The organism is Roseateles sp. GW821-FHT09H11 (assembly GCF_059415845.1).
Genome location: NZ_JBWKOA010000002.1, coordinates 651,824 through 675,167 on the forward strand (window position 1 = coordinate 651,824; position 23,344 = coordinate 675,167).

Annotated in this window: 21 protein-coding genes, 1 tRNA gene and 1 pseudogene; 16 read left to right on the forward strand and 7 right to left on the reverse strand. The window is 67.9% G+C overall.

Annotated features, from left to right (window positions below; translation table 11 throughout):
* Window positions 1-114 precede the first annotated feature (114 nt).
* From AC07PR_RS10055 to AC07PR_RS10070, 4 genes and pseudogenes are all read left to right on the forward strand, one after another.
* On the forward strand, window positions 115-1,074 hold the full coding sequence (locus AC07PR_RS10055) for a LysR family transcriptional regulator (protein WP_377154224.1): 960 nt from the start codon (window positions 115-117) through the stop codon (window positions 1,072-1,074).
* Entirely contained in the window at window positions 1,074-2,006 is a 933-nt protein-coding gene (gene gluQRS / locus AC07PR_RS10060) for a tRNA glutamyl-Q(34) synthetase GluQRS (RefSeq protein ID WP_495135187.1), read from the forward strand. The genes AC07PR_RS10055 and gluQRS overlap by 1 nt, the downstream gene beginning before the upstream one ends.
* A gap of 77 nt (window positions 2,007-2,083) precedes the next feature.
* Window positions 2,084-2,428, forward strand: a pseudogene (locus AC07PR_RS10065) (FKBP-type peptidyl-prolyl cis-trans isomerase); the annotation flags it as partial.
* A gap of 33 nt (window positions 2,429-2,461) precedes the next feature.
* A complete protein-coding gene (locus AC07PR_RS10070; protein WP_231993353.1) occupies window positions 2,462-2,809 on the forward strand; it encodes an FKBP-type peptidyl-prolyl cis-trans isomerase in 348 nt (115 codons plus the stop codon).
* A gap of 398 nt (window positions 2,810-3,207) precedes the next feature.
* Here the strand turns inward: AC07PR_RS10070 and AC07PR_RS10075 are convergent, their stop codons facing one another.
* From AC07PR_RS10075 to AC07PR_RS10095, 5 genes are all read right to left on the reverse strand, one after another.
* Window positions 3,208-3,540, reverse strand: coding sequence for a 1-deoxy-D-xylulose-5-phosphate synthase (locus AC07PR_RS10075; protein ID WP_431104115.1), 333 nt, complete (start codon window positions 3,538-3,540; stop codon window positions 3,208-3,210).
* A 435-nt stretch (window positions 3,541-3,975) separates the two neighbouring features.
* A complete protein-coding gene (mnmH, locus tag AC07PR_RS10080) occupies window positions 3,976-5,043 on the reverse strand; it encodes a tRNA 2-selenouridine(34) synthase MnmH (protein WP_495135188.1) in 1,068 nt (355 codons plus the stop codon).
* A gap of 4 nt (window positions 5,044-5,047) precedes the next feature.
* On the reverse strand, window positions 5,048-7,714 hold the full coding sequence (locus AC07PR_RS10085) for a [protein-PII] uridylyltransferase (RefSeq protein ID WP_495135189.1): 2,667 nt from the start codon (window positions 7,712-7,714) through the stop codon (window positions 5,048-5,050).
* Between the two features lie 16 nt (window positions 7,715-7,730).
* Window positions 7,731-8,549: a type I methionyl aminopeptidase gene (map, locus tag AC07PR_RS10090; protein WP_377154237.1), complete on the reverse strand. Its 819-nt coding sequence runs from the start codon at window positions 8,547-8,549 to the stop codon at window positions 7,731-7,733.
* 155 nt (window positions 8,550-8,704) lie between these two features.
* Window positions 8,705-9,532 carry an undecaprenyl-diphosphate phosphatase gene (locus AC07PR_RS10095; RefSeq protein WP_377154240.1) on the reverse strand — a complete coding sequence of 276 codons (828 nt, stop codon included), beginning with the start codon at window positions 9,530-9,532 and terminating at the stop codon, window positions 8,705-8,707.
* A 248-nt stretch (window positions 9,533-9,780) separates the two neighbouring features.
* Between AC07PR_RS10095 and AC07PR_RS10100 the strand changes: the two genes are divergently transcribed.
* From AC07PR_RS10100 to AC07PR_RS10125, 6 genes are all read left to right on the forward strand, one after another.
* Window positions 9,781-10,485, forward strand: coding sequence for a TetR/AcrR family transcriptional regulator (locus tag AC07PR_RS10100; RefSeq protein ID WP_495135190.1), 705 nt, complete (start codon window positions 9,781-9,783; stop codon window positions 10,483-10,485).
* 57 nt (window positions 10,486-10,542) lie between these two features.
* Window positions 10,543-11,196, forward strand: coding sequence for a protein-L-isoaspartate O-methyltransferase family protein (locus AC07PR_RS10105; RefSeq protein WP_377154245.1), 654 nt, complete (start codon window positions 10,543-10,545; stop codon window positions 11,194-11,196).
* A 249-nt stretch (window positions 11,197-11,445) separates the two neighbouring features.
* Entirely contained in the window at window positions 11,446-12,816 is a 1,371-nt protein-coding gene (locus AC07PR_RS10110; RefSeq protein WP_377154247.1) for a TolC family outer membrane protein, read from the forward strand.
* Between the two features lie 253 nt (window positions 12,817-13,069).
* On the forward strand, window positions 13,070-13,855 hold the full coding sequence (gene yaaA, locus AC07PR_RS10115) for a peroxide stress protein YaaA (protein ID WP_377154249.1): 786 nt from the start codon (window positions 13,070-13,072) through the stop codon (window positions 13,853-13,855).
* A gap of 181 nt (window positions 13,856-14,036) precedes the next feature.
* Window positions 14,037-14,897, forward strand: a complete 861-nt coding sequence (locus AC07PR_RS10120) for a 2OG-Fe(II) oxygenase (protein WP_483106859.1) — start codon at window positions 14,037-14,039, stop codon at window positions 14,895-14,897.
* An 86-nt stretch (window positions 14,898-14,983) separates the two neighbouring features.
* Window positions 14,984-15,319 carry a hypothetical protein gene (locus AC07PR_RS10125; protein ID WP_495135191.1) on the forward strand — a complete coding sequence of 112 codons (336 nt, stop codon included), beginning with the start codon at window positions 14,984-14,986 and terminating at the stop codon, window positions 15,317-15,319.
* A gap of 87 nt (window positions 15,320-15,406) precedes the next feature.
* Here AC07PR_RS10125 and efp read toward each other — a convergent pair whose 3' ends face one another.
* Both efp and earP read right to left on the reverse strand, forming a co-directional pair.
* Complete coding sequence (gene efp, locus AC07PR_RS10130) at window positions 15,407-15,961, reverse strand: elongation factor P (RefSeq protein WP_088383725.1); 555 nt, start codon at window positions 15,959-15,961, stop codon at window positions 15,407-15,409.
* Between the two features lie 179 nt (window positions 15,962-16,140).
* Window positions 16,141-17,247, reverse strand: a complete 1,107-nt coding sequence (gene earP, locus AC07PR_RS10135) for an elongation factor P maturation arginine rhamnosyltransferase EarP (RefSeq protein ID WP_495135192.1) — start codon at window positions 17,245-17,247, stop codon at window positions 16,141-16,143.
* A 182-nt stretch (window positions 17,248-17,429) separates the two neighbouring features.
* Between earP and uvrC the strand changes: the two genes are divergently transcribed.
* The 6 genes from uvrC to AC07PR_RS10165 all read left to right on the forward strand — a co-directional run bounded on the left by uvrC (window position 17,430) and on the right by AC07PR_RS10165 (window position 23,274).
* On the forward strand, window positions 17,430-19,367 hold the full coding sequence (gene uvrC / locus AC07PR_RS10140) for an excinuclease ABC subunit UvrC (RefSeq protein ID WP_431104907.1): 1,938 nt from the start codon (window positions 17,430-17,432) through the stop codon (window positions 19,365-19,367).
* Between the two features lie 27 nt (window positions 19,368-19,394).
* Complete coding sequence (locus tag AC07PR_RS10145; protein ID WP_495135193.1) at window positions 19,395-19,958, forward strand: hypothetical protein; 564 nt, start codon at window positions 19,395-19,397, stop codon at window positions 19,956-19,958.
* Between the two features lie 62 nt (window positions 19,959-20,020).
* The gene (gene pgsA / locus AC07PR_RS10150; RefSeq protein WP_377154260.1) at window positions 20,021-20,587 is read left to right on the forward strand and encodes a CDP-diacylglycerol--glycerol-3-phosphate 3-phosphatidyltransferase; all 567 of its coding nucleotides are present in this window, start codon (window positions 20,021-20,023) and stop codon (window positions 20,585-20,587) included.
* Window positions 20,588-20,900: 313 nt separating this feature from the next.
* Window positions 20,901-21,173 carry an HU family DNA-binding protein gene (locus tag AC07PR_RS10155; RefSeq protein ID WP_067270581.1) on the forward strand — a complete coding sequence of 91 codons (273 nt, stop codon included), beginning with the start codon at window positions 20,901-20,903 and terminating at the stop codon, window positions 21,171-21,173.
* Between the two features lie 9 nt (window positions 21,174-21,182).
* Window positions 21,183-21,258, forward strand: a tRNA-Val gene (locus AC07PR_RS10160).
* Window positions 21,259-21,360: 102 nt separating this feature from the next.
* A complete protein-coding gene (locus AC07PR_RS10165) occupies window positions 21,361-23,274 on the forward strand; it encodes a peptidylprolyl isomerase (RefSeq protein ID WP_495135194.1) in 1,914 nt (637 codons plus the stop codon).
* Window positions 23,275-23,344 lie beyond the last annotated feature (70 nt).

The window sequence follows — 23,344 nt, forward strand, 5'->3', positions numbered from 1 at the left end:
GGCCCCCCGGTGTGGTGGAGAGGGCCTGCTGGTTGGCGATGGACTCACTGTAGGGAAGCAGGCCTCTGCCGAGGGGGAGGGGGCTTGAAGCCAGCATTCAAATAAGATGAAGGAATGGCTCAACAAGACAAACGACGGGTGCTGACGCCGGAAGCGCTGGCGATGATGGACAGCATCGCGCGCAGCGGCAGCTTCGCCGCGGCGGCGCGGGAGATGGGCAAGGTGCCGTCGGCGCTGACCTACTCGGTGAGGCAGCTCGAGGACGCGCTGGACGTGCTGCTGTTCGACCGCAGTTCGCGCCAGGCGGTGCTGACGGCGGCCGGGCACGAGCTGCTGACCGAAGGTCGCCGGCTGCTCCAGGAGATGGATGCGGTCGCGAACCGCGTCAAGCGCGTCGCCACGGGATGGGAGAGCGAACTCACCATCGCCTTCGACGATGCGATCGCGCGGCGCGCGATCTTCGACCTGATGGAGGCCTTCTATCTCCAGGCCGAGGACGGCAAGCCGCCGCCGACGCGCCTGAAGCTGCGCACCGAGGTGCTGTCGGGGACCTGGGAGGCGCTGATCTCCGGCCAGGCGGATCTGGCGATCGGCACCAGCGCGCAGCCGCCGGGCAGCTCGGTCGTCTGCGAGGTGCTCGGGCCGATGGAGATGGTGTTCTGCGTCGCGCCGCATCACCCCTTGGCGGGCTTCGAGGGGGTGCTGACCTCGGCCGAGATCGCGCGGCATCGCATCGTCGCCGTGGCGGACACGGCGCGCAGCCTCGCGCCGATGACCGTCGGCGTGGTGCCAGGGCAGGAGGTGCTGACCGTGCCGTCGATGGCGATCAAGCTCGAGGCGCTGCTGCGCGGCCTGGGCGTGGGTTCGCTGCCGACGCCGATGGTGCGGCGGCATGTGGACGCGGGGCGACTGGTCCAGAAGGAGACCTTCCAGGGCAAGCGCATCTCGCCCATGCACTACGCGTGGCGCAACGGCCATCGCCCGGCCAAGGCGCTGGCCTGGTGGCTGGACCGGCTCCGGAGCGAGACGACGCGGCGGTCCCTGATCGAGCAGCACGAGGGCCTGCTGCTGTGATGCTGGCGGATCGAGCGGCGGACCGGGCGGCAGGCCGCAGCTACGTCGGCCGGTTCGCACCGTCGCCCACGGGGCCCTTGCATGAGGGCTCGCTGGTCGCGGCATTGGCGAGCTGGCTGGATGCCCGGGCGCATGGCGGGCGGTGGCTGATCCGGATCGAGGACGTCGACCGGCCGCGCTGTCCGGCGGGTACCGATGCCGTGGTGCTGTCGCAGCTCGCCCAGGTCCGGCTGCTGCCGGACGAGCCGCCGATCTGGCAGTCGAAGCGTGATGCGGCCTACCAGGCTGCGTTGGATCGGCTGATCGCCGCGGGCTGGGCCTACCCGTGCGGATGCTCGCGCAAGGACATCGCCGAAGCGATCGCCGCCCAGGGCGGTCAGCGGGAGCGGCATGGGGAACTCGTCTATCCGGGCACCTGCCGGCATGGGCTGCACGGCAAGCCCGCGCGGGCGTGGCGGCTGCGGAGCTCGTCGACCGTCGATGGCGACACATCCCTGCGCATCGACTGGCGGGACCGCCGCCTCGGCGGGCAGTCCCAGGACCTGACCGACGAGGTCGGCGACTTCGTCCTCCAGCGCGCGGACGGGCTCTGGGCGTATCAGCTGGCGGTCGTCGTCGATGACGGCTGTCAGGGCATCACCGACGTCGTCCGCGGCGAGGACCTCGCCGACAACACGCCCCGGCAGATCCGGCTGCAGGAATTGCTCGGCCTGCCCCAGCCCCGGTATCTGCACACGCCGCTGGTGCTGGGCGAGAACGGCGAGAAGCTCTCCAAGCAGAACGGCGCCCAGGCCCTCGACCTGGGCGACCCGCTTGCCAGATTGGGGCGCGCCGGCGCTCGACTCGGGTTGCCGGCGCTGGAGGCGCGGACGGTGCCCGAGTGGCTCGCCCGCGCCGTGGCGGCGTGGCATGTACGGCAGCGCCCGGTGTAAGGACCTTCGGCGGCTGGCATGATCACGCCTTTGCGTTTCGGGACGCGAACCAGCGTCCCCCTTTCAAGGAACCTTCGATGAAGACGACCGACAGCGGCCTGCAATACGACGACACCACCGCCGGTACCGGCGCGACCGCCCGCGCCGGCCAGGACGTGAAAGTGCACTACACCGGCTGGCTCTTCAAGGACGGCGAGAAGGGCACCAAGTTCGACTCCAGCAAGGACCGCGGTGAACCGTTCGAGTTCGAACTCGACGGCGGCATGGTCATCAAGGGCTGGGATGAAGGCGTCCAGGGCATGCAGGTCGGCGGCACGCGCGTGCTCGTCATCCCGCCTCAGCTCGGGTATGGCGCGCGGGGCGCCGGCGGTGTGATCCCGCCCAACGCGACGCTGATGTTCGAGGTGGAATTGCTCGGCGTGTCCGGCGGCGTGGAAGCCATCGAGCTGAACAAGCTGGCGACCACCGCCAGCGGACTCCAGTTCGAAGACGTCAAGGAAGGCGAGGGCGCTGTCGCCGAAGCCGGCAAGCGCGTCACCGTTCACTACACCGGGTGGCTCTACAAGGACGGGCAACGAGGCCGCAAGTTCGATTCCTCCAAGGATCGGCGGGATCCGTTCCGCTTCCACCTGGGCGCTGGGGAAGTCATCAAGGGCTGGGATGAAGGCGTCCAAGGGATGAAGGTCGGGGGGACCCGCTTCCTCGTCATTCCGTCGGAACTGGGCTACGGCGCCTACGGCGCGGGCGGTGTGATTCCGCCGCATGCAACGCTGCTGTTTGAAGTGGAATTGCTGGCCGTTTGATCGGGTGAAGGGATCGGCTGATCGGTTGATCGGTTGATTCTTGATCGGCCGGTCGGCTGAACTTTCTGCTCCCTGCACCCCGCCGGGTCTCGGCCCGGCTGCCGAGTCCCTTTGTCAGCCGACAAAGGAACCAAAACGGCTCTGACGACGCTCATATGCGCTCGCTGTGTGGCCGTCGTCGCTCTCACGCTACGCTCGCGAGACTCCTCCAACGATGCCCTCAAACGGCCACCACCGGAGTCCTCGCACCGCCTCTCTCTACAGGCTTGCTCGCTTCGCTCGTCGCGCCAGCCACTCAACGCGGTCCGCATCCGCCTTGCACGCTCGCCCCTAGCGGGGTCTCGCAACGTCTCACCGTTCGGCAGCGCACGTTCGACGGCTACGTTCGACTGTCTGGTTCAGAGGTCGTCCAGGTTTCGGCGTTTCGGCGGCCGCTCGTGTCCGCGTATCGCGGTCCAGTACTCGTCCCAGACATCGGCATCGACCGCAGGTCGTTGATGGGTCGCGTAGAGACTGTCCTGTCCATCCTTGCGCGGACCGGAGATCCAGTAGATGTCGCCCGTTTCCACGTCGAAGTAATTCGACTTGAAGCCTTGGCCCTTCTGACTCTGGAATGACCTGCCGTCGTAGTACAGCGTCGCGCCGGTCTTCGAGAACGTGACGCGACCAATGCGTGCTGGCCCAGTGAGTCCACCACTCTTCGACTCGATGTACATGATCCGTTGCTTCATGACGCCTCCCCGCTGACGCCATCGGAGCGTCACCAGCCAGTCTCGCACCATCGATGGCGGATGCCATTCATCACAGCACGACTCGACGGCAGCGGCAACCGCAACGGCCACCGCCACGACAACGACAGAGGACTGCTTCGCTGCGAGACCCCGCTAGGGGCGAGCGTGCAAGGCGGATGCGGACCGCGTTGAGTGGCTGGCGCGACGAGCGAAGCGAGCAAGCCTGTAGAGAGAGGCGGTGCGAGGACTCCGGTGGTGGCCGTTTGAGGGCATCGTTGGAGGAGTCTCGCGAGCGTAGCGTGAGAGCGACGACGGCCACACAGCGAGCGCATATGAGCGTCGTCAGAGCCGTTTTGGTTCCTTTGTCGGCTGACAAAGGGACTCGGCAGCCGGGCCGAGACCCGGCGGGCTCTCACGCGGTGAGCAAGCCTGATTTCACCCGCGAGCCAACGCGATGACTTCTTGAGCGGCCTTGCCGGTTTCCCCCCCGCTACCGTCGAGCATGGTGACCCGCGGCGCATTGGCGAGTTGCGGAAAGTGGTTGGTGAGCGATCGTTCATATCCGGGGTCGTAGTGATCCCGCATGAGCTCCCCGAAGACTTCCGCCCACTGTCCGCTGAGGGCCATGGCTTGCCACCGTCCCACGCGTTCCCGGCCGCGCAGCGCGACCAACCCTCCGATGAGCGAGTTGAACGCCTGCGGATCCGCCTTGAAGTGGGCGTAGTCTTCCAGCAGCAGTTGCACCCGCCCTGGGTCGGCCATGTCGATCCAGACGCAGCGCCCGTGCTGCCTCAATCGCAGATGAAGCGGTTCGGGCAACTGCACCCCGCCGATCTTGCGGCTCTCGCTTTCGACGAACACCGGCCGTGACGGATCGAGTTTCACCATCGTCTGCCACAACGCCGTATCGAAGGCCTTCTGGCTGGGCTGCGGCTGATCGGGCAGGGCGCCCAGCACCGAGCCGCGATGGCGCGCGATGGCCTCCAGGTCCAGCACCTGCTCGCCGCCGGCAGCAAGCGCCTGCAGCAGCCGCGTCTTGCCCGATCCCGTCCGCCCGCACAGCACGACGAAGTCGAATCTCGCCGGCTGCTCCGCCAAGGTCTTGATCACCTCGCCGCGAAAAGCCTTGTAGCCCCCCACCAGTTGCAGCGACTTGAACCCGATCTGGTTCAGGAACCAGTTCATCGCTCCGGACCGCTGGCCGCCGCGCCAGCAGTAGACCAGCGGCCGCCAATGTTTGCGCATCAGCGGCCGGTTGGCATCGAGATGGTTGGCGATGTTGCGCGCGACGATCGCCGCGCCGAGCTTGCGCGCTTCCAGCGGATCCTGCCGGTAGAGCGTGCCGACGACGCGCCGCTCGTCGTTGTCGAGCACGGGCCAGTTCAGGGCGCCGGGCAGGTGGTCTTCCTCGAACTCCCCGGGCGACCGCACGTCGATCACGCTGCCGAACTCGTCGAGCCGGGCGAAGGCCTCGGCCGACGGGATCACGTGGTACTGGCTCATCGCCTCACTGCACCGCGAGCGCGTCCAGCAATTCCGTTTCGATCTGCAGCTGCATCCTGTTCTGCTGCAGGGCCGCGCCGTCGAGCAGGAACGTGTCTTCGACGCGCTCGCCGAGGGTCGAGACCTTGGCGAGCTGCAGGTTGATGCCATGCCGCGCCAGCACGCGCGCGATGGCGTACAGCAGACCCGCCCGGTCGGTGGCGCTGACGGACAGGAGCCAGCGTTGCGCGCGTTCATCGGGCCGCAGCGCGATGCGCGGGGTGAAGGGGAAGCTCTTCACGCGCCGCGAGAGCCGACCCTTGCGGGGCTCGGGCAGCGGCCCCGGGGCGACCAGCGCCTGGCCGAGCTTGGACTCGACCAGCGCGGTCAGGTCGCGGTGGTGCAGATCGAGCTCGGGCGCGATCACCTGGAAGGTGTCCAGCGCATAACCGCTGCGTGTCGTGTGGACCTTGGCGTCGAGGATGTTGAAGCCGGCGCCGTCGAAGTAGCCGCAGATCCGTGCGAACAGGTCCTGCTGGTCCTTCGCGTAGACCAGCACCTGCAGGCCTTCGCCGACCGGTGACGGCCGCGCGTGGACCACGGGCACGGTGCTCTCGACATGGCGCCACAGCGCCCGTGCGTGCCAGGCGAGGTCGGGCGCGTCATGACGCGCGAAGTAGCTCAGGTCCAGCGTCTTCCACAACGCGTCCTCGGTGCCCGGCAACTGCGCCTTGAGCGCCAGTTCCTGCCGCGCCTCCTGCTTGCGCGCCTCGATCTCGGCGGCCATGTTCAGCTTCGCACCGCCCAGCGCGCGCAGCGTCAGCCGGTAGAGGTCCTCGAGCAGCTTGCCCTTCCACGCGTTCCAGACCTTGGGTCCGGTCCCCCGGATGTCGGCCACGGTCAGCAGATAGAGCGCCGTCAGCGTGCGCTCGTCCTTGACGAGCCGGGCGAAGTGCTGGATGACCTCGGGATCCGACAGGTCCTCCTTCTGCGCGACGCGCGACATCGTCAGGTGGTGCTCGACGAGGAACACGACCAGCGCCGCGTCCGCCTTCGGCAGCCCGTGCGCGCGGCAGAAGCGTCTGGCCTCGGCCGCGCCGAGGTCGGAATGATCCCCGCCGCGACCCTTGGCGATGTCGTGGAACAGCGCCGCGACATAGAGCGCCGACGGCCGGTCGAACTGCGCCGCCAGCTGCGAGCAGAACGGGTACTCGTGCGTGTGCTCGGGGATGAAGAAGCGCCGGATGTTGCGCAGCACCATCAGGATGTGCTGGTCCACCGTGTAGACGTGGAACAGGTCGTGCTGCATCTGCCCGACGATGCGGCGGAACACCCACAGGTAGCGCCCCAGCACCGAGGTCTGGTTCATCAGCCGGAAAGCGTGCGTCTGGCCCTGGGGCTCCTCCAGGATGCGCATGAACATCGCGCGGTTGGCCGGATCGCGCCGGAACGCGCTGTTCATCTGTCCGCGCGCGTTGTAGAGCGCGCGCAGCGTCTTCGCCGACAGCCCCTTGATGCCGGGCGTCTGCTGGTAGATCAGGAAGGTCTCGAGGATCGCGTGCGGCTCGCGCTCGTAGAGATCGTCGCTCGCGATCTCCAACATGCCGCTGCGTTCCAGGAAGCGCTCGTCCACCGGCCGCAGCTCCTGGCCGAGGGTGCCGTTGATCTGTTCTTCCAGGTTCAGCAGCGTGATCTGGTTCAGCTGGGTGACTGCCTTGGCCGCCCAGTAGTAGCGGCGCATCAGCTTCTCGGACGCCCGCAGCGAGCGCGTCGACTCGTAGCCGAAGCGTTCCGCCACCGAGGTCTGGAGGTCGAACACCAGCCGGTCTTCGCGCCGCTTCGCCGCCAGGTGCAACTGGCAGCGGATGCTCTTGAGCACGCCCTCATTGCGCTGGAGCTGCCGCGCCTCGAAGGGCGTGATCAGGCCTTTGGCGGCCAGCTGTGGCCAGGTCTTGCCCAGTCCGGCCCCTCGCGCGATCCAGATCAGCACCTGCAGGTCGCGCAGACCGCCGGGGCTTTCCTTGATGTTGGGTTCGAGCGCGTAGGGCGTCTCTTCGTACTTGGTGTGGCGCTGGCGCATCTCCAGCGTCTTGGCGCGCATGAACGCGCGCGGATCGACGGCCGCGCGGAAGGCCAGGTCGAAGCGCTTGACCAGCGGCCGGGCGCCCGCCAGCCAGCGGGACTCCAGCAGCGCGGTCTGGATCGTGACGTCGCCGGCGGCCTCGTCCAGGCATTCCTTGACCGAGCGCACCGAAGAGCCGATCTCCAGCCCGATGTCCCAGCAGGCGGTGATGAAGGCCTCGATCGCGTGCTTGAGCGGACCGGGCTGGTCCGATGTGACGCCGTCCGGCAAGGTGTCGGGCAGCAGCAGCAGGACGTCGACGTCCGAATGCGGGAACAGCTCGCCGCGTCCGTAGCCGCCGACCGCGACCAGGGCGGCTTCGGGCGCCGCCGCGGCGATGCCCGATTGCGTCCACAAGGCCTGCAGCGTGCCGTCGACGTGTTTGGCCAGCAGCCGCATCAGCCGCGCTGCCGCGGACACGCTGGCCTTGGCGGCCGCGAAGTCGTCCAGCAGCAGCTGCTTGCCGCTCTTGAAGTGCTGGCGCAGTTCGGCGACCGACAGGGCGGCGGACGGAACGTTCGACGCGACGTCTGAAGAAACGCCGACCTCGCCGGGCGTCCTGGCGTTCATGGGCGACCTGCGCGGATCAGGCCGGAACGGCCTGGGGCTGGACGAAGGCCGGCGGCGGCGGCGTGCCGGCCGACTGCGTGAGGATCTCGAAGCCGGTCTCGGTGACCAGCACCGTGTGCTCCCACTGCGCCGACAGCGAACGGTCCTTGGTGACGATGGTCCAGCCGTCGCCCATCTCGCGGATCTCGCGCCGGCCGGCGTTGATCATCGGCTCGATCGTGAAGACCATGCCGGGCACCAGTTCCTCGAGCGTGCCGGGGCGGCCGTAGTGCAGCACCTGCGGCTCTTCGTGGAACTTCTGGCCGATGCCGTGGCCGCAGAACTCGCGCACGACGCTGAAACCGGCGTTCTCCGCGAAGGTCTGGATCGAATGGCCGATGTCGCCCAGTCTGGCGCCCGGCTTGACCTTCTGGATGCCCTTCCACATGGCCTCGTAGGTGAAGCTGCACAGCCGCTTGGCCGCGATCGAGCCCTCGCCGACGACGAACATCCGGCTCGTGTCGCCGTGCCAGCCGTCCTTGATGACGGTGACGTCGATGTTGACGATGTCGCCGTTCTTCAGCGGGCGGTCGTTGGGGATGCCGTGGCAGACCTGATGGTTGATCGAGGTGCAGATCGACTTCGGGTAGGGCGTGTAGCCGGGCGGCTGGTAGTTCAGCGGTGCGGGGATGCCCTGCTGCACGTTCACGATGTAGTCGTGGGCCAGCTTGTCGAGGTGGTCGGTCGTGACGCCCGGCTTGACGTGCGGGGTCAGCATGTCCAGCACCTCGGACGCCAGTCGGCCGGCGATGCGCATGGCGTCGATGTCGGCGCCGGTCTTGATCGTGATGGTCATGGGACCAATTTTAGCTGCCGCCGGATGAAATCGCCGGGCCACCGGCGGAGGCCCCGGCGGTGGCCGACTTTTCAAGCGGAGCCCGGAGATCTGGCGCTGCCAGGCTCACGGGCGCTCCCCCTTGGGGAGGGGCGGCGAAGCCGGCAGGGGGAGCCTCATTCAGCCCAGACGATGACGCCCGTGTAGGCGGTGACGAGCACCACGATGCCGAAGGCGATCCGGTACCACGCGAAGGGCACGAAGCTGTGGCTGGCGATGTACTTCAGCAGCCAGCGCACGCAGATCCAGGCGCTGACGAACGAGAAGAACAGCCCGACCGCGAACAGCGGGATGTCGCCGGTCGACAGCACCGAGCGCTCCTTGTACAGGCTGTACAGGCCGGCGCCGATCAGCGTCGGGATCGCCAGGAAGAAGCTGAAATCGGTCGCCGCCTTGCGCGACAGGCCCAGCAGCATGCCGCCGATGATGGTCGCGCCGGAACGGCTGGTTCCCGGCACCATCGCCAGGCACTGCACGAGACCGACCTTCAGCGCGTCCATCGGCGACATCTGGTCGACGTCCTGGATGCGCACGGCGGACTGCTGCCGGCGTTCGGCCCACAGGATGATGAAGCCGCCGATGATGAAGGTGCTCGCCACCACGATGGGGGTGAACAGGTGTTCCTTGATCACCTTGCCGAACAGCAGGCCCAGGATGACCGCCGGCAGGAAGCCGATGGCCACGTTCAGCACGAAGCGCCGGGCGCGGACGTCGCTGCCCAGACCGGCGGCCGTCTCGCGCAGGCGCTGCCAGTACACGATGATCACCGCCAGGATCGCCCCGGTCTGGATCGCGATGTCGAACACCTTGCCCCGGGCGTCCTCGAAGCCGCCGAGCAGCGCGCCCGTCAGGATCAGGTGACCGGTCGACGAGATCGGCAGGAATTCGGTCAGGCCTTCGACGATCCCCATGATCGCGGCCTTGATCAGCAGCACAGTGTCCAAACTACGACTCCAGAATGCCGCCTCGCTCGGGGTGGAGGCGGGTCGGCGGGGATCATAGCCGTGGCTCGAACCGGGTTTGCGGCGGTGCAGCACCCGGATGGGCGGTCTCGCGTGAGGGGGGCGTGAAGGTCCGCAGTCCCTTCCGCAGTCCCTTCAAAAGGGCGCCCTGCGGGGAGGGCGCTTGACCGGCCCGAAAGCCGGCCGCTACATTACTGACCGGTTAGTCAGTTAGTCCCCCGCCGTCCACCATGCCTCGCGCCCCCGCCAAGCCCGCCGCCCCGGCGCCGTTGTCCCCTCGACAGCGGCGGAAGGAGGCGCGGCCGCAGGAGCTGCTCGAGGCCGCGCTGTCGCTGTTCGTCGAGAAGGGCTTCGCCGCCACCCGCTCGGAGGAGGTCGCCGCCAAGGCGGGGGTATCCAAGGGGACGCTGTACCTGTACTACCCCTCGAAGGAGGAGCTCTTCAAGGCGGTGGTGCGCGAGGCCATCGGCACCAAGATCGCCGAAGGCGTCTCGGAACTGGGCAAGCACCAGGGGTCGATGGCGGAGCTGCTGACCTGGATGCTGTGGAGCTGGTGGGAGCGCATGGGGCTGACCCCCGCGGGCGGCATCCACAAGATCATGATGAGCGAGGCCGGCAACTTCCCGCAGCTGGCCGCGTTCTACAACGACGAGGTCATCGAGCCCAGTTGCGCGCTGCTGGCCGAGGTCGTCCGGCGGGGCGTCGCCTCGGGCGAGTTCCGTGACGTGGACCCCGATGCCTGCGTGATGGTGCTGATCGGTCCGGTGCTGCATCTGGTGCTGCATCAGCATTCGATCGGCGCGGCGGGCGTGGTGCACGATCACAAGCCCGAACCCGAGACGGTGCTGAAGCTGCAGCTCGAATTGATGTTCGAGGGACTCCTCAACCGCCCGCACCACCCGATCGATCCGGCCACGCCCCGGCCGGCCGCCTAGAATACCGCCCGCATTCCCGACCGCATTGGCGCGCCGTGCGGCGCCAGAGGACTGAACATGAATTTCGAACAAGCCCGCTTCAACATGATCGAACAGCAGATCCGCCCCTGGGATGTGCTGGACACCTCGGTGCTGGCCCTGCTGGCGGTGGTCAAGCGCGAGGACTTCGTGCCCGCCGCCTACCGCAACGTGGCGTTCACCGACGTCGAGCTGCCGCTGGCCCATGGCCGCAAGATGCTGCCCCCGCGGGTCGAGGCCCGGTGGATGCAGGAGCTGCAGATCGAGCGCCACGAGAAGGTGCTGGAGATCGGCACCGGCGCCGGCTACCTGGCCGCGCTGCTGGGCCACAAGGCGCAGCAGGTCTTCAGCGTCGAGCAGGACCCGCAACTGGTCGGCGCCGCCCGCGACGCGCTGCGCCGCAACGGCGTGCTGAACGTGACGGTGGTCGAGGGCGACGGCGCCAAGGGCCTGCCCGGCGAGGCGCCTTTCGACGTGATCCTGCTGTCGGGCTCGGTGGCGCAGGTGCCGCAGGTGCTGCTGGACCAGCTCAAGGTCGGCGGTCGCATGGGCGTGATCGTCGGGGAAGAGCCCGCGATGACCGCGCGCATCATCACCCGCACCGGCGAGCGCGAGTTCGCGACGAAAAACCTGTTCGAGACGGTGGTGCAACGACTGGACGGTTTCGACACGGGCTCGCACTTCACGTTCTGAGGACGCTGCAGTCGGCGCTTGCAGCCCGTCGCGCGTAATTGCCGTCAGGGGGTGCGAAGACTGCAAGTCGTCGCATTTCTTTCGAGAGAGGCGGGGGAGGTGATCTATAACCTCGCCCGCGGCACCGGGGCCGGATCGGAGGCGATCGATCCGGCGGTGCCGAGGTACTGAATCCCGGTCGCGGCCTGTCCGCGGCCGGTCCGCAGTTGGATCGATCCGAAGAACATCACATCGACACGAGGATGCCTCATGGCCGCTGAACGCCGTCCGTCTCCGATCTCCCGCCTGCCGCGGGTCACGCTCCTGGCCGCGGCGCTCGCCTTCGCGGCCGGCGCGGCCCAGGCGCAGAGCCTGCAAGAGCTGTACGACGCGGCCCGTGCCTACGACGCGACCTTCCTCGCCGCGCGCGCGGTGGCGGATTCGGCGCAGTACCGCTATGGCCAGGCGCAGGCGCTGGCGCGTCCCAGCGTGGGCCTGGGCGTGGGCGCGACGCGCAACGAGGTCGACCTGCCGGCCATCTCCAACGGCCAGGGCGGCACGGTCAATTCCGGTTGGCAGGGCAACACGGTCAGCAACGCCGGACTGAGCGCGAAGTACGCGATCTTCAACCGTCCGAACGCCGGCAGCATCGAGCAGGCCCGCCTGGGCGTCGACGTCGCCCAGTCCGACCTGGAGACGGCGGAGCAGGATCTGATCGTCCGCGTGGCGCAGGCCTACTTCGACGTGCTGGCCGCCAAGGACACGCTCTCGACCTCCAGCGCCAACAAGGCCGCGATCGCGGAGCAGCTCGCCTCGGCCAAGCGCAACTTCGAGGTCGGCACCGCCACCATCACCGACACCCGCGAAGCGCAGGCCCGTTATGACCTGGCGACCGCGCAGGAACTCGCCGCCGACAACGACCTGCGCGTCAAGCGCGTGACGCTGGACCAGCTGGTGGGTCGCGTCGGCGTCGAGCCGCGCCCGTTGGCCGTGCCGGTGGCGTTGCCGCCGGTGGCGCCATCGTCGGTGGAGCCCTGGGTCAGTCAGGCCGAGGGCGCCCATCCGGCCATCCGCAAGGCCCAGTTGGGCTTGGACATCGCCAGGATCGAGATCGAGCGCGCCCAGGGCGCCCGTTGGCCGACCGTCGACCTGAATGCCTCGCTGGGCGTGCAGCGCCAGACCGGCGAGGGCGTCAGCTACACCGGCAACACCAAGCAGGGCTCGCTGGGCGTGTCGGTGAACCTGCCCGTGTATACCGGCGGTCAGATCACCAATCGGATCAAGGAGACGATGTCGCTGGAGGAGAAATCCCGCAACGACCTCAACTTCGCCCGCCGCAGCGTCGAGGAGAGTACCAAGCGCGCGTTCTTCGGCGTGCAGTCGCTGCAGGCGCAGGTGAAGGCGTATGAGGCGGCCGAGTCGTCCTCGAAACTGGCGTTGGAAGCGACGCAGTTGGGCTACAAGGTCGGCGTGCGCGTCAACCTCGATGTGCTCAATGCGCAGACGCAGCTGTACACGACGCAGCGCGACCTGGCCAAGGCGCGCTATGACGTGCTGGTGAACAGCCTCAAGCTGCGTCAGGCGTCGGGGCAGTTGCGCCCTGAGGACATCACGGCGATCAATACGCTGCTCGCGAAGTAATCGCGACCGAGCGCCGGCGGAAGATCACCCGGGGCCGGCGGAGCGGCCTCGCTGGGCGCCAACTCGCGCCGCTCACCTGCGGTTCGCTTTGCTCGAACAGACGGCGCCCCAGTCAGTCCAGGGCTCGGCCACTCCGCCGGCCCCGGGTGATCCTCCGCCGCAGTCACACTGTTCAGGCCGCCTTCGGGCGGCTTTCGTCCATCAAGAGGGATGGTGACAGGTCTTGCGTCGTGGACGCGCGACAATCCGGGCCATGCTTTTCGTGATCTCACCCGCGAAGTCCCTGGACTACGACACTCCGACACCCGACGCCGTCGCCGCGCTGGCCAGTCGTCCCCAATTCGTGCCGCAATCGGCCGAACTGATCGAGATCCTCAAGACCCGCTCCACCTCTGACATCGGCGGGCTGATGGATATCTCCGAAGCCCTCGCAAGCTTGAACGTCGCCCGCTACCACGCATGGTCGACACGCTTCACCGACAGGAACAGCAAGCCGGCCGTGCTCGCTTTCAATGGCGACGTGTACGACGGCCTGCAGGCATCGACCCTGTCGCTGGACGACCTGCAGTGGGCGCAGCGCCATCTGGCCATCCTGTCCGGCCTTTACGGCGTGCTGCGGCCGCTGGACCGGCTTCAGCCCTACCGTCTCGAGATGGGCACGGCGCTGAAGAACGACAAGGGCGGCAACCTCTACGCCTACTGGGGCGACACGATCGCCGAGCACCTGAACGCCCAGAGCGCGCAGTTGCAGTCACCAGTGATCGTGAACCTGGCGTCGCAGGAGTACTTCAAGGCCGCCGCACGCAAGGTGCTGAAGCCGCGCGTCATCGAATGCCAGTTCGAAGACTGGAAGAATGGCCGCTACAAGATCATCAGCTTCTTCGCCAAGCGCGCGCGCGGCCTGATGGCGCGGTATGCGATCCAGCATCGCATCGGCACGCCGGCAGGATTGCAGGACTTCGCCGTCGACGGCTACGCCTATGCGCCCGACGCGAGCGAGCCGGAGCGGCTGGTCTTCCGCCGTCGTATCGTCGAGTGATGGCAGAGTCATGGCCGAGAGTCATGGCCGAGCGTCATGGCCGAGCGTCATGGCCGAGCGTCATGGCCGAGCGTCGTGGCCGGGTGCTCGACGACGAATGCGCAGCGAAGCGTAAGCGGCGCCCCTTGTCGGGCACACCGGGATACAGGCAGACACCGATCAGTTTGATACCGTCGCGGATATGAGTAACTCGCAATACCTCACGCCGGAGTTGCGCGAATGGGTGGCCGCGCAGCTGCGCAACGGCATCACCCGCGAAGCGCTGTACCAGGCCATGCTGACCAGCGGCTGGCAGTCCGACTTGGCGCAGCAGGCGCTGGCCGAGCATCGACCCTTCGAGGCGCCGTTGACGCTGCCCGAGCTCCCGGAGCCCGCGATCGAAGCCGGCTCCCTGCCGGAGCCCGACCTGGGCGAGCAGCGCAGCGTGCTGCTGCCCGACGGCCACCGCGTCGAGATCCTGATGGCGCTGCAGCGGCCGCGGGTGATCGTGTTCGGAAACCTGCTGTCGGAGCAGGAGTGCGACGCGATCGTCACGAACGCCGGCCAGCGTCTGGCGCGATCGGAGACGGTCGCGGCGCAGCGCGAAGGCAGCGAGGTCAACTCGGCCCGCACCAGCGAGGGCATGTTCTTCGAGCGCGGCGAGAACGAGGTCGTCGCCCGCATCGAGCGTCGCATCGCGACGCTGCTGAACTGGCCTGTCCGCAACGGCGAGGGCCTGCAGGTGCTGCGCTACCGCGCCGGCGCCGAATACCAGCCGCATTACGACTACTTCGACCCGCGCCACGCCAGCAGCAAGGCGATCCTGGAGCGCGGCGGCCAGCGGGTCGCGACGATCGTGATGTACCTGAACACGCCGCCGCGCGGCGGCGCGACGGTGTTCCCCGACATCAAGCTCGACGTGATGGCGCAGAAGGGCAACGCGGTCTTCTTCAGCTACGACCGGCCCGATCCCGCGACGCTGACGCTGCATGGCGGCGCGCCGGTCGTCGAGGGCGAGAAGTGGGTCGCCACGAAATGGTTACGTCAGGGCGAGTTCGTTTGACGCGGCCTTCACCGGCCGCCCGCTAGACTCCCCTCATCATCACGAGCGCCGGCCCCGGTCGGCGCGTCCCGAAGAAGGAAATCCACATGAAGTCGTTGATCGCCGTCCTGGGCACCGCACTGCTGACCACGCTCGCGCAGGCGCAAGCCCAGCCGCAACCGGCGCCTCCCGCCACGGCGCCGATCGCGGCCGCGCATGCCGACATGGCCGCGCCGGCGTCGCCCGCAGCCAAGCCGGTCAAGGCCGGCGGCAAGCACAAGGCCACCGGCAAGACCGCGAAGCAGGGCGGCAAGCACGCCGCCGCCAAGAAGTCCGGCGCGAAGAAGAAGCCGGCGCAGCATGCCTCGTCGGGCAAGTCGGGCTCGAAGAAGGTCGCGAACGCCAAGCCGAAGAAAAGCAAGCAGCGTCACGCCGCCGCTTGAGGCCGGATCCCGGAAAGCAAAAAAGCAGCCCTCGGGCTGCTTTTTCGTTGGTGCCGGGCCGCTGGGCCCGGGCACGGTGCAGGCGTCTCAGACGCGCTTGCGGTACTCGTGCGTACGCGTGTCGATTTCGATGTTGTCGCCTTGCGCCACGAAGATGGGCACGGGGATCTCGAAACCGGTGGCGATCTTGGCGGGCTTCAGGACCTTGCCCGAGGTGTCGCCCTTGACGGCCGGCTCGGTCCAGGTCACTTCACGCACGACGCTGGTCGGCAGTTCCACCGAGATGGCCTTGCCGTCGTAGAACACCACTTCCACTTCCATGCTGTCCTGCAGGTAGTTGATGGCGTCGCCCATGTTCTCGGCTTCCACCTCGAACTGGTTGTACTCGGTGTCCATGAACACATACATCGGATCGGCGAAGTACGTGTAGGTGCACTCCTTCTTCTCCAGGATGATCTGGTCCATCTTGTCGTCGGCCTTGAAGACGACTTCGGTGCCCGAGTTGTTCAGCAGGCTCTTCAGCTTCATGCGCACGGTGGCGGCATTGCGGCCACCGCGGCTGTACTCGGTCTTCAGCACGACCATGGGGTCCTTGCCGTGCATGATCACGTTGCCGGCGCGAATTTCTTGAGCGATCTTCATGATGATTCCGGGAGATTGGGTCCGGGCACAGTCATCTGGATGCTTGGAGATCCGAACTGTTCCGGCGGTGTGAGGCGTTCCGTATCGGATCCCGCAGCCCGTGGCCATCGCCTGGAGCTGTTCGAGGAGCCGCGCAGTCAGAACGCGGAAAAGCCGCGCATTCTAGCCCGAAAGGCCCCTCACGCGCCACTCGACAGCCCGGCGAAGGCCTGGAGCCGTGAGCTCAGATCCGGTTGTTCGCCCAGTTCCGCACGCCAGGCCCGGGCGTGCGCCGTGGCGGCGGTCAGTTCGCGGAGCGCGTCGGCGGCCTGCGATGTCCACGGCGCCAGGCCGTTCCAGGCGCGGGAGAGGGCGCTCCAGTTCGTGCGCAGCGCCTCGGGGGCGCCGGCCAGCGACTGCGCGAGGAAGGTCTCCAGCTTCGGCCCATGGGCGCCGTCGTCCTGGAAATAGATCTGCCAGAGCATGGGTTGGCCGGCCCATTGCGCGCGGACGAAGGAGTCCTCGCCGCGCACGAGGTTGAGGTCGCATGACCACAGCAGCCGGTCGTAGTCGGCCTGGCTGAGGTGGGGCAGGGCGATCGCGCGCTGCCCCGTTCGCAGCAGCGGCGGCGCTTCCAGCTGTGGCGCACCGGGGCAGAGGAGGAGCAGCCAGCCCGGGCCCAGCGCTTCCAGGAACTCGGCCAGTGGCGCCCGCGGATACGCGAACAGGCTCAACACCCTTTCGCCGGGTTGGCGTCCCCATCCGCGCGCGGCGAGCCAGGCGTCGCCGTGGTGCGAGGTCGCCGCCTCGATGAGGCCGGGCTCGCGCAGCAGTCCGCCGGTGCGCTCGTTGAAGCCGGGATAGAAGAAGCGCTTCTCCAGGCCGGCGCCGGGGCCGGAGAACTGCGGCGACCTCAATCCGTGGCTGCGCTCGACGTAGCTTTCCGCGCTGAGGTACTCGAGGTTGATCCACGCCGGCGTCACCGGCCGTGCGGCCATCGCCGCGACGAACGCCTCCGGCAGCTCGCAGCCGAAGGTCTCGACGACGACATCGCCCGGCTCGGCGCGCGCGCTGTCGGCCCAGGGCCGGCAGGACAGTCCCTCGACCGGCTCCGGCTGCATCCAGGCCAGCGGCGAGAGGTCGTCGCTCCACAGACGCGCCTGCGCGCCGCGTTGCGCCAGATCGCGCGCCAGACGCAGGCACACGCCGAGATCCCCGTAGTTGTCGATGACGCGGCAGAAGATGTCCCACGTCGGCTTGTCAGGAGTCTGTGCGGCGCAAGAGGATTCGGCGGGGCTGTCGGGCATCGAGGAATTATCAGGCGGCACAATCGCCCCCCATGAGCACGACCCCCGCCGGCACCAGCGAAGTGCCGGAGCCGATCCCCGATCCTTCCCCCGCGGCCGCTGCGCCTGACGCCTCGCACGCCGACGAGTGGAACGCCCAGTCCGCGGCCATCGAGGCCGCCGAGTCGCGCCGCGTCGCCGACATGGAGCGCGCCGCGCGCGAGGGCCGCGACCGCCTGCTGGCCGAGGTGCTGGCGCTGCCGGCGCTGCCCGGCGTCTACCGCTACTTCGACGCGCAGGACCACGTGCTCTACGTCGGCAAGGCGAAGAACCTCAAGCGCCGCGTCTCGAGCTATTTCCAGAAGGACCACGGCGGCACGCGCATCGGCATGATGATCGCGCGCATCGCGCGGCTGGAGACCACGGTGGTGCGCACCGAGGCCGAGGCGCTGCTGCTCGAGAACAACCTGATCAAGGCGCTCAATCCGCGGTTCAACATCCTGTTCCGCGACGACAAGAGCTACCCCTACATGCGCCTGTCCGGCCACGCCTGGCCGCGCATCAGCTACTACCGCGGCGCGGTGGACCGGCGCCATCGCTACTTCGGCCCGTTCCCCAGCGCCTGGGCGGTGAAGGAGTCGATCCAGCTGATCCAGAAGGTCTTCCAGCTGCGGACCTGCGAGGACACCGTCTTCAACAACCGCAGCCGGCCCTGCCTGCTGCATCAGATCCATCGCTGCACCGCGCCCTGCGTGCCCGAAGGGCAGAACGACGACTACCGCCGCAACGTCAGCAACGCGGAGCGATTCCTGCTCGGCGAGACGCAGGAGGTGATGGACGCGCTGCAGGCGCAGATGATGACGCACGCCGAGCGCTTCGAGTACGAGCAGGCGGCGGGCATCCGCAACCAGATCACCGCGTTGTCGAAGGTCCTGCAGCAGCAGGCCGTCGACGAGAACAGCGCGACCGGCCGCGACCGCGACGTCGACATCCTCGCGGTGAAGCTGCAGGGCGGGCGGGCCTGCGTGAACCTGGCGATGGTGCGCGGCGGGCGGCACCTGGGCGACCGCGCGTATTTCCCGAAACACGTCGACGACGCGACCGCCGTCCAGTTGCTGGACGACGACGAGCTGACGCCGGTTGAAGGCGAGGACGGCGGCATCCGCGTCGAGCCCGCGAGCCCCGAGCGGCTGGTGCTGGAAGCCTTCATCGCGCAGCACTACCTCGAGATGGCGGTGCCGTCGCTGCTGGTGCTGTCGGAGGCGGTCGATCCGGCGCTGGCCGAAGCGCTCAGCGCGCAGGCCGGTTACCGCGTCACGACGCAAGCCCAGCCGCGCGGCCAGCGCCGCATCTGGCAGGAGATGTGCGTCAAGGGCGCGGAGATCGCGCTGGCGCGGCTGCTGTCGGAAGAGGGCTCCCAGCAGGCGCGCACGCGCGCGCTGATCGAGGCGCTGGACCTCAGCGTCACCGAGCTCGACAAGTTCCGCATCGAGTGCTTCGACATCAGCCACACGGCCGGCGAGGCGACGCAGGCCTCGTGCGTCGTCTTCGAGGGCCACCAGATGCAGAGCGCCCAGTACCGGCGCTTCAACATCGAAGGCATCACCGGCGGCGACGACTACGCGGCGATGCGCCAGGTCCTGACACGCCGTTACAGCAAGATGGCCGAGGCCGCCCAGAATGGCACCGGTCGCATGCCGGACCTGGTGCTGGTGGACGGTGGCAAGGGGCAGGTGTCGATGGCGCGCGAGGTCTTCGAGGAACTCGGTGTCGACCTGAGCCTCATCGTCGGCGTTGAAAAGGGCGAGGGGCGCAAGGTCGGCCTCGAGGAACTCGTCTTCGCCGACGGGCGCGAGAAGGTGTACCTCGGGCGCGACTCGGCGGCGCTGATGCTCGTGGCCCAGATCCGCGACGAGGCTCACCGCTTCGCCATCACCGGCATGCGGGCCAAGCGCGCGTCGATCCGCACCGGCGGTTCGCGCCTGGAGGACGTGCCCGGCGTCGGGCCGAAGAAGCGCGCGCAGTTGCTGCAGCGTTTCGGCGGCGTGCGTGGCGTGGCCGGCGCCAGCGTCGAGGAGCTCTGCAGTGTCAAGGGCATCTCGCGCGAGCTGGCGGAAGAAATCTATCGCGCGCTGCATTGAACGGCGCGCGGCTTGTTGGGAACAGACATGACAACGATCGATCAGATGACCCCGGTGAGCCTGCGACACGTCGCACGCTGGAGCGGCAAGCTGGTGCTCGCGCTGTCGCTGGCCGCGTGCGGCTCGCCGACGCAGCGTCAGCCGGTGCGTCCTCCGGTGCAGGACGCGCCGCGCGAACCGGCCGCGACCCCCATCGCGCCCGCCGGGCCGGTGCCGACCTCGCCGGCCGTGCGCCGCGGCCTGCCGCTGCCGGCACCGCATGCGGTCAGCACGCATGAGGACCTGCGCCGCCAGGCCGCGCAGCGCATGGTCGCCGCCAACCCGGACGGCACCTACATGGGCGAGGTGCCGTCGGAGCTGCTGGCCATTCCCGTGCTGGAGGTCGAACTCAACCACGACGGCTCCATCAAGCACATCCGCGTGCTGCGCAAGCCGACCCAGGCCGAGGACACGATCGAGGTCGCCATCGCGGCGGTGCGCCGCGCCGCGCCGTTCGGCGACGTGAGCCGGCTGCCCAAGCCCTGGAAGTTCGTCGAGGTCTTCCTCTTCGACGACGACCGGCGCTTCAAGCCGCGAACGCTGGACGATTGAGGCTCGACGATTAAGAAGCGGCCGACGGTTTCGCGCCGTGAAACCTGGGCACAATGCCGCCCATGTTCTGGACGCTGCCAACCCTGCTGACCTGGGCCCGCATCGTGGCCATCCCGCTGATCGTCGGGGTGTTCCACCTGCAGATGTCGCCCGCCCATCAAAACCTGCTGGCCACGGTCCTGTTCATCACGGTGGCGCTGACGGACTGGGCGGACGGCTACCTGGCGCGCAGGCTCAACCAGACCTCGTCCTTCGGCGCGTTCCTCGATCCGGTGGCCGACAAGTTCCTGGTCTGCGCCGCCTTGCTGGTGCTGCTGGAGCAGCAGCGCGTGGACGCGCTGGTGGCGCTGGTCATCGTCGGGCGAGAGATCGCGATCTCCGCGCTGCGCGAGTGGATGGCGCAGATCGGCGCCTCGCGCTCGGTGGCGGTGCACGTGCTGGGCAAGCTCAAGACGACGGTCCAGATGGTGGCCATCCCCTTCCTGCTGTTCGACGGCAAGCTGTTCGACGTGATCAACACGCGGATCTGGGGCACCTGGCTGATCTACCTGGCCGCGGTGCTGACCATCTGGTCGATGGTCTACTACCTGCAGAAGGCGCTGCCCGAGATCCGGGCCAAGGCGCGCTGAGCGCGCGGCTCAGCGGCCGCGCCATCCGCACTCATCCCCCGTCGTGCCGCATCGGACCTCATCGGGCCTCACCGGTCCCGGTCGATGCCAGTCCAAGTTTCCGGACGATCCCCCGTTCGCGGGGAGCGATGAAACAGCGTGTGACGAGTGCGTTCGAATGCGGCGTTTCAAGCGGGGCGCTGTCCCCTGGGCGACTGTCGGGCGCCCCCCTTGTATCGGGACTTCCCCCTTGTCTGAGCCCGAGGGCAATGCGTCTAGAATCCGCTTCCCGCGCCGTTCGGGCGGCCTGGCAAACCAATGAGGGGGTACCTTCGTGAACAAGTCCGAATTGATCGAGCACATCGCCAAGCAGGCGGACATTTCCAAGGCGGCCGCGGGGCGCGCACTGGAAGCCGTGATCGGCGGTGTGAAGACCACGCTCAAGAAGAACGGCACCGTGTCGCTGGTGGGCTTCGGCACCTTCAGCGTCACGAAAAGAGCGGCGCGCACCGGCCGCAATCCGCGCACGAACGAGGCGATCAAGATCAAGTCGGCCAAGGTGCCGAAATTCCGTCCGGGCAAGGCCCTCAAGGACGCCGTGAACTGAACAGATTCCGGGCGCTTAGCTCAGTTGGTAGAGCACCTCCCTTACACGGAGATTGTCGGCGGTTCGAGCCCGTCAGCGCCCACCAGAAAACCGAGGCGTGTCCACGTCATCCGTGGACTAGAATGCCGCGGCCCAAAGGCGAACCCCGGTTCGCCTTTGTCGTATGTGAAATGACCTGAGGTTGTTGATGTTTGATTTCGTACGCAAGCACACGCGGTTGTTGCAGTTCCTGCTGCTGATCCTGATCGTGCCGTCCTTCGTGCTGGTCGGCCTGGAGGGCTACAGCCGCTTCATGGAAGGCGGCAACGCGGCGGTCGCGTCCGTCGACGGCCACAAGATCACGCAGGCCGACTGGGACGACGCGCAGAAGAAGCAGGTCGAACGCATGCGCATGGAAGCGCCGACGATGGACCCGAAGGTCTTCGACTCGCCGGAAGTGCGCAAGGACGTGCTCGAGAACCTGCTGCGCGAACGTGTGCTGGCCGCCAAGGCGGCCGACGAGCATCGCACCATCAGCAACGACCAGTTGCTCGAGCTGATCCGCACGGATCCGCAGCTCGCGCCGCTGCGCGACGTGGAAACGGCCAAGCGCATCGCCGCGCAGCAGGGCATGACGGTCGACGGCCTGTTGCAGAGCGTCCGCCAGAACCTGCAGATCAACGGCGTGCTGGCCCCGATCGCGCAGAGCGCGCTGCCCACGCAGTCGAGCGCCGGCCTGGCCTTCGACGCGCTGCTGCAGCAGCGTGAACTGCAGTTCCAGACCTTCGCCGCGAAGGACTTCGCCGCGACGCTGACGCCCAAGGACGCGGACCTCGAGGCCTACTACAAGGACCCGAAGGTCGCCGCGAAGTTCCAGCTGCCGGAAAGCGCGGACATCGAGTACGTCGTGCTGGACGTCGGCGCGCTGCAGGCCGGCGTGACGATCAATCCGGAAGACGTGGAGAAGTACTACAAGGCCAACGAGCCGCGCTTCACGACGGACCAGGAACGCCGCGCGAGCCACATCCTGATCAAGGCCGGCGCCGACATGTCGGCGGCGGACAAGGCCAAGGCGAAGGCCAAGGCCGACGAGCTGCTGGTCGAGGCGCGCAAGAACCCGGCCGGCTTCGCCGAACTCGCGAAGAAGAACTCCGAGGATCCGGGCTCGGCCCCGAACGGCGGCGACCTGGACTTCTTCGGCAAGGGCGCGATGGTCAAGCCCTTCGAGGACGCGGTCTACGCGCTGAAGAAGGGCGAGATCAGCAACGTGGTCCAGTCCGACTTCGGTTATCACATCATCATGCTGACGGACGTGCGCGGTGGTCAGCTGCGTCCGTTCGAGACGGTCAAGGCCGGCATCGAAGCCGACCTGCGCCGCGAGCTGGCGCAGAAGCGCTTCACCGAGCAGGCGGACAGCTTCACCGACGCGGTGTACAGCGATGCGGACTCGCTGAAGCCGGCGGCCGACAAGTTCAAGCTGCCGATCCAGAAGGCGACCGTGCAACGCAAGGCCGCGCCGGACGCGACCGGAGTCCTGGCTTCGCCGAAGCTGCTGGAGGCGGTGTTCGCCGCGGACTCGCTGAAGGACAAGCACAACACGGCCGCCATCGAGGCGGGCGGCAACCAGCTGGTGTCGGCGCGCGTCGTCGCCTACAAGCCGGCGCGCGTGCCGCCGCTGGCGGAGGTCAAGCCGCTGCTGACGATGGCCTGGGTGCAGGACAACGCCGCGCAAGCCGCGAAGAAGGCCGGCGAGACCCGACTGGCCGAGCTGAAGAAGAGCGGCGATGCCAAGGGTCTGGGCGACGCGGTGACCGTGTCGCGCGCCAAGCCGGGCGTGCTGCCGCAGAAGGCGCTGGACCAGGTCCTGCGCGCGGACGCGTCCAAGCTGCCGGCCTACGTCGGCGCGGATGCGGGCAACGGCGACTACCTCGTCGTGAAGATCGACAAGATCCTGCCGCGCGATCCGGCGCTGATCGACGCGAAGCGGGCGGCGGAGCAGTACGCGCGTGCCTGGAGCGCGGTCGAGATGGCCAGCTACTACAACGTGCTCAAGGCCGAGTACAAGGCGGCGATCAAGCCGGCGGTGCTGAAGGCGACGGCCGCCTCGGCGCCGGCGAACTGAGCGCGCGGCGACGAAGGAAAAAGGGCGGCACTCGCGCGATTCAAGCTATTTGCAGAAGAATCGCAGAAAG

Bases quoted from the DNA above. Each gene is read 5' to 3' on its own strand.
- earP (WP_495135192.1), bottom strand. From the start codon at position 17,247: ATGCCCGACAGCCCCGCCGAATCCTCTTGCGCCGCACAGACTCCTGAC.
- AC07PR_RS10110 (WP_377154247.1), top strand. From the start codon at position 11,446: ATGGCCGCTGAACGCCGTCCGTCTCCGATCTCCCGCCTGCCGCGGGTC.
- AC07PR_RS10165 (WP_495135194.1), top strand. From the start codon at position 21,361: ATGTTTGATTTCGTACGCAAGCACACGCGGTTGTTGCAGTTCCTGCTG.
- AC07PR_RS10100 (WP_495135190.1), top strand. From the start codon at position 9,781: ATGCCTCGCGCCCCCGCCAAGCCCGCCGCCCCGGCGCCGTTGTCCCCT.
- AC07PR_RS10125 (WP_495135191.1), top strand. From the start codon at position 14,984: ATGAAGTCGTTGATCGCCGTCCTGGGCACCGCACTGCTGACCACGCTC.
- uvrC (WP_431104907.1), top strand. From the start codon at position 17,430: ATGGAGCGCGCCGCGCGCGAGGGCCGCGACCGCCTGCTGGCCGAGGTG.
- efp (WP_088383725.1), bottom strand. From the start codon at position 15,961: ATGAAGATCGCTCAAGAAATTCGCGCCGGCAACGTGATCATGCACGGC.
- AC07PR_RS10120 (WP_483106859.1), top strand. From the start codon at position 14,037: ATGAGTAACTCGCAATACCTCACGCCGGAGTTGCGCGAATGGGTGGCC.
- AC07PR_RS10105 (WP_377154245.1), top strand. From the start codon at position 10,543: ATGAATTTCGAACAAGCCCGCTTCAACATGATCGAACAGCAGATCCGC.
- AC07PR_RS10145 (WP_495135193.1), top strand. From the start codon at position 19,395: ATGACAACGATCGATCAGATGACCCCGGTGAGCCTGCGACACGTCGCA.
- map (WP_377154237.1), bottom strand. From the start codon at position 8,549: ATGACCATCACGATCAAGACCGGCGCCGACATCGACGCCATGCGCATC.
- AC07PR_RS10075 (WP_431104115.1), bottom strand. From the start codon at position 3,540: ATGAAGCAACGGATCATGTACATCGAGTCGAAGAGTGGTGGACTCACT.
- AC07PR_RS10055 (WP_377154224.1), top strand. From the start codon at position 115: ATGGCTCAACAAGACAAACGACGGGTGCTGACGCCGGAAGCGCTGGCG.
- yaaA (WP_377154249.1), top strand. From the start codon at position 13,070: ATGCTTTTCGTGATCTCACCCGCGAAGTCCCTGGACTACGACACTCCG.
- mnmH (WP_495135188.1), bottom strand. From the start codon at position 5,043: ATGAGCCAGTACCACGTGATCCCGTCGGCCGAGGCCTTCGCCCGGCTC.
- gluQRS (WP_495135187.1), top strand. From the start codon at position 1,074: ATGCTGGCGGATCGAGCGGCGGACCGGGCGGCAGGCCGCAGCTACGTC.
- AC07PR_RS10085 (WP_495135189.1), bottom strand. From the start codon at position 7,714: ATGAACGCCAGGACGCCCGGCGAGGTCGGCGTTTCTTCAGACGTCGCG.
- pgsA (WP_377154260.1), top strand. From the start codon at position 20,021: ATGTTCTGGACGCTGCCAACCCTGCTGACCTGGGCCCGCATCGTGGCC.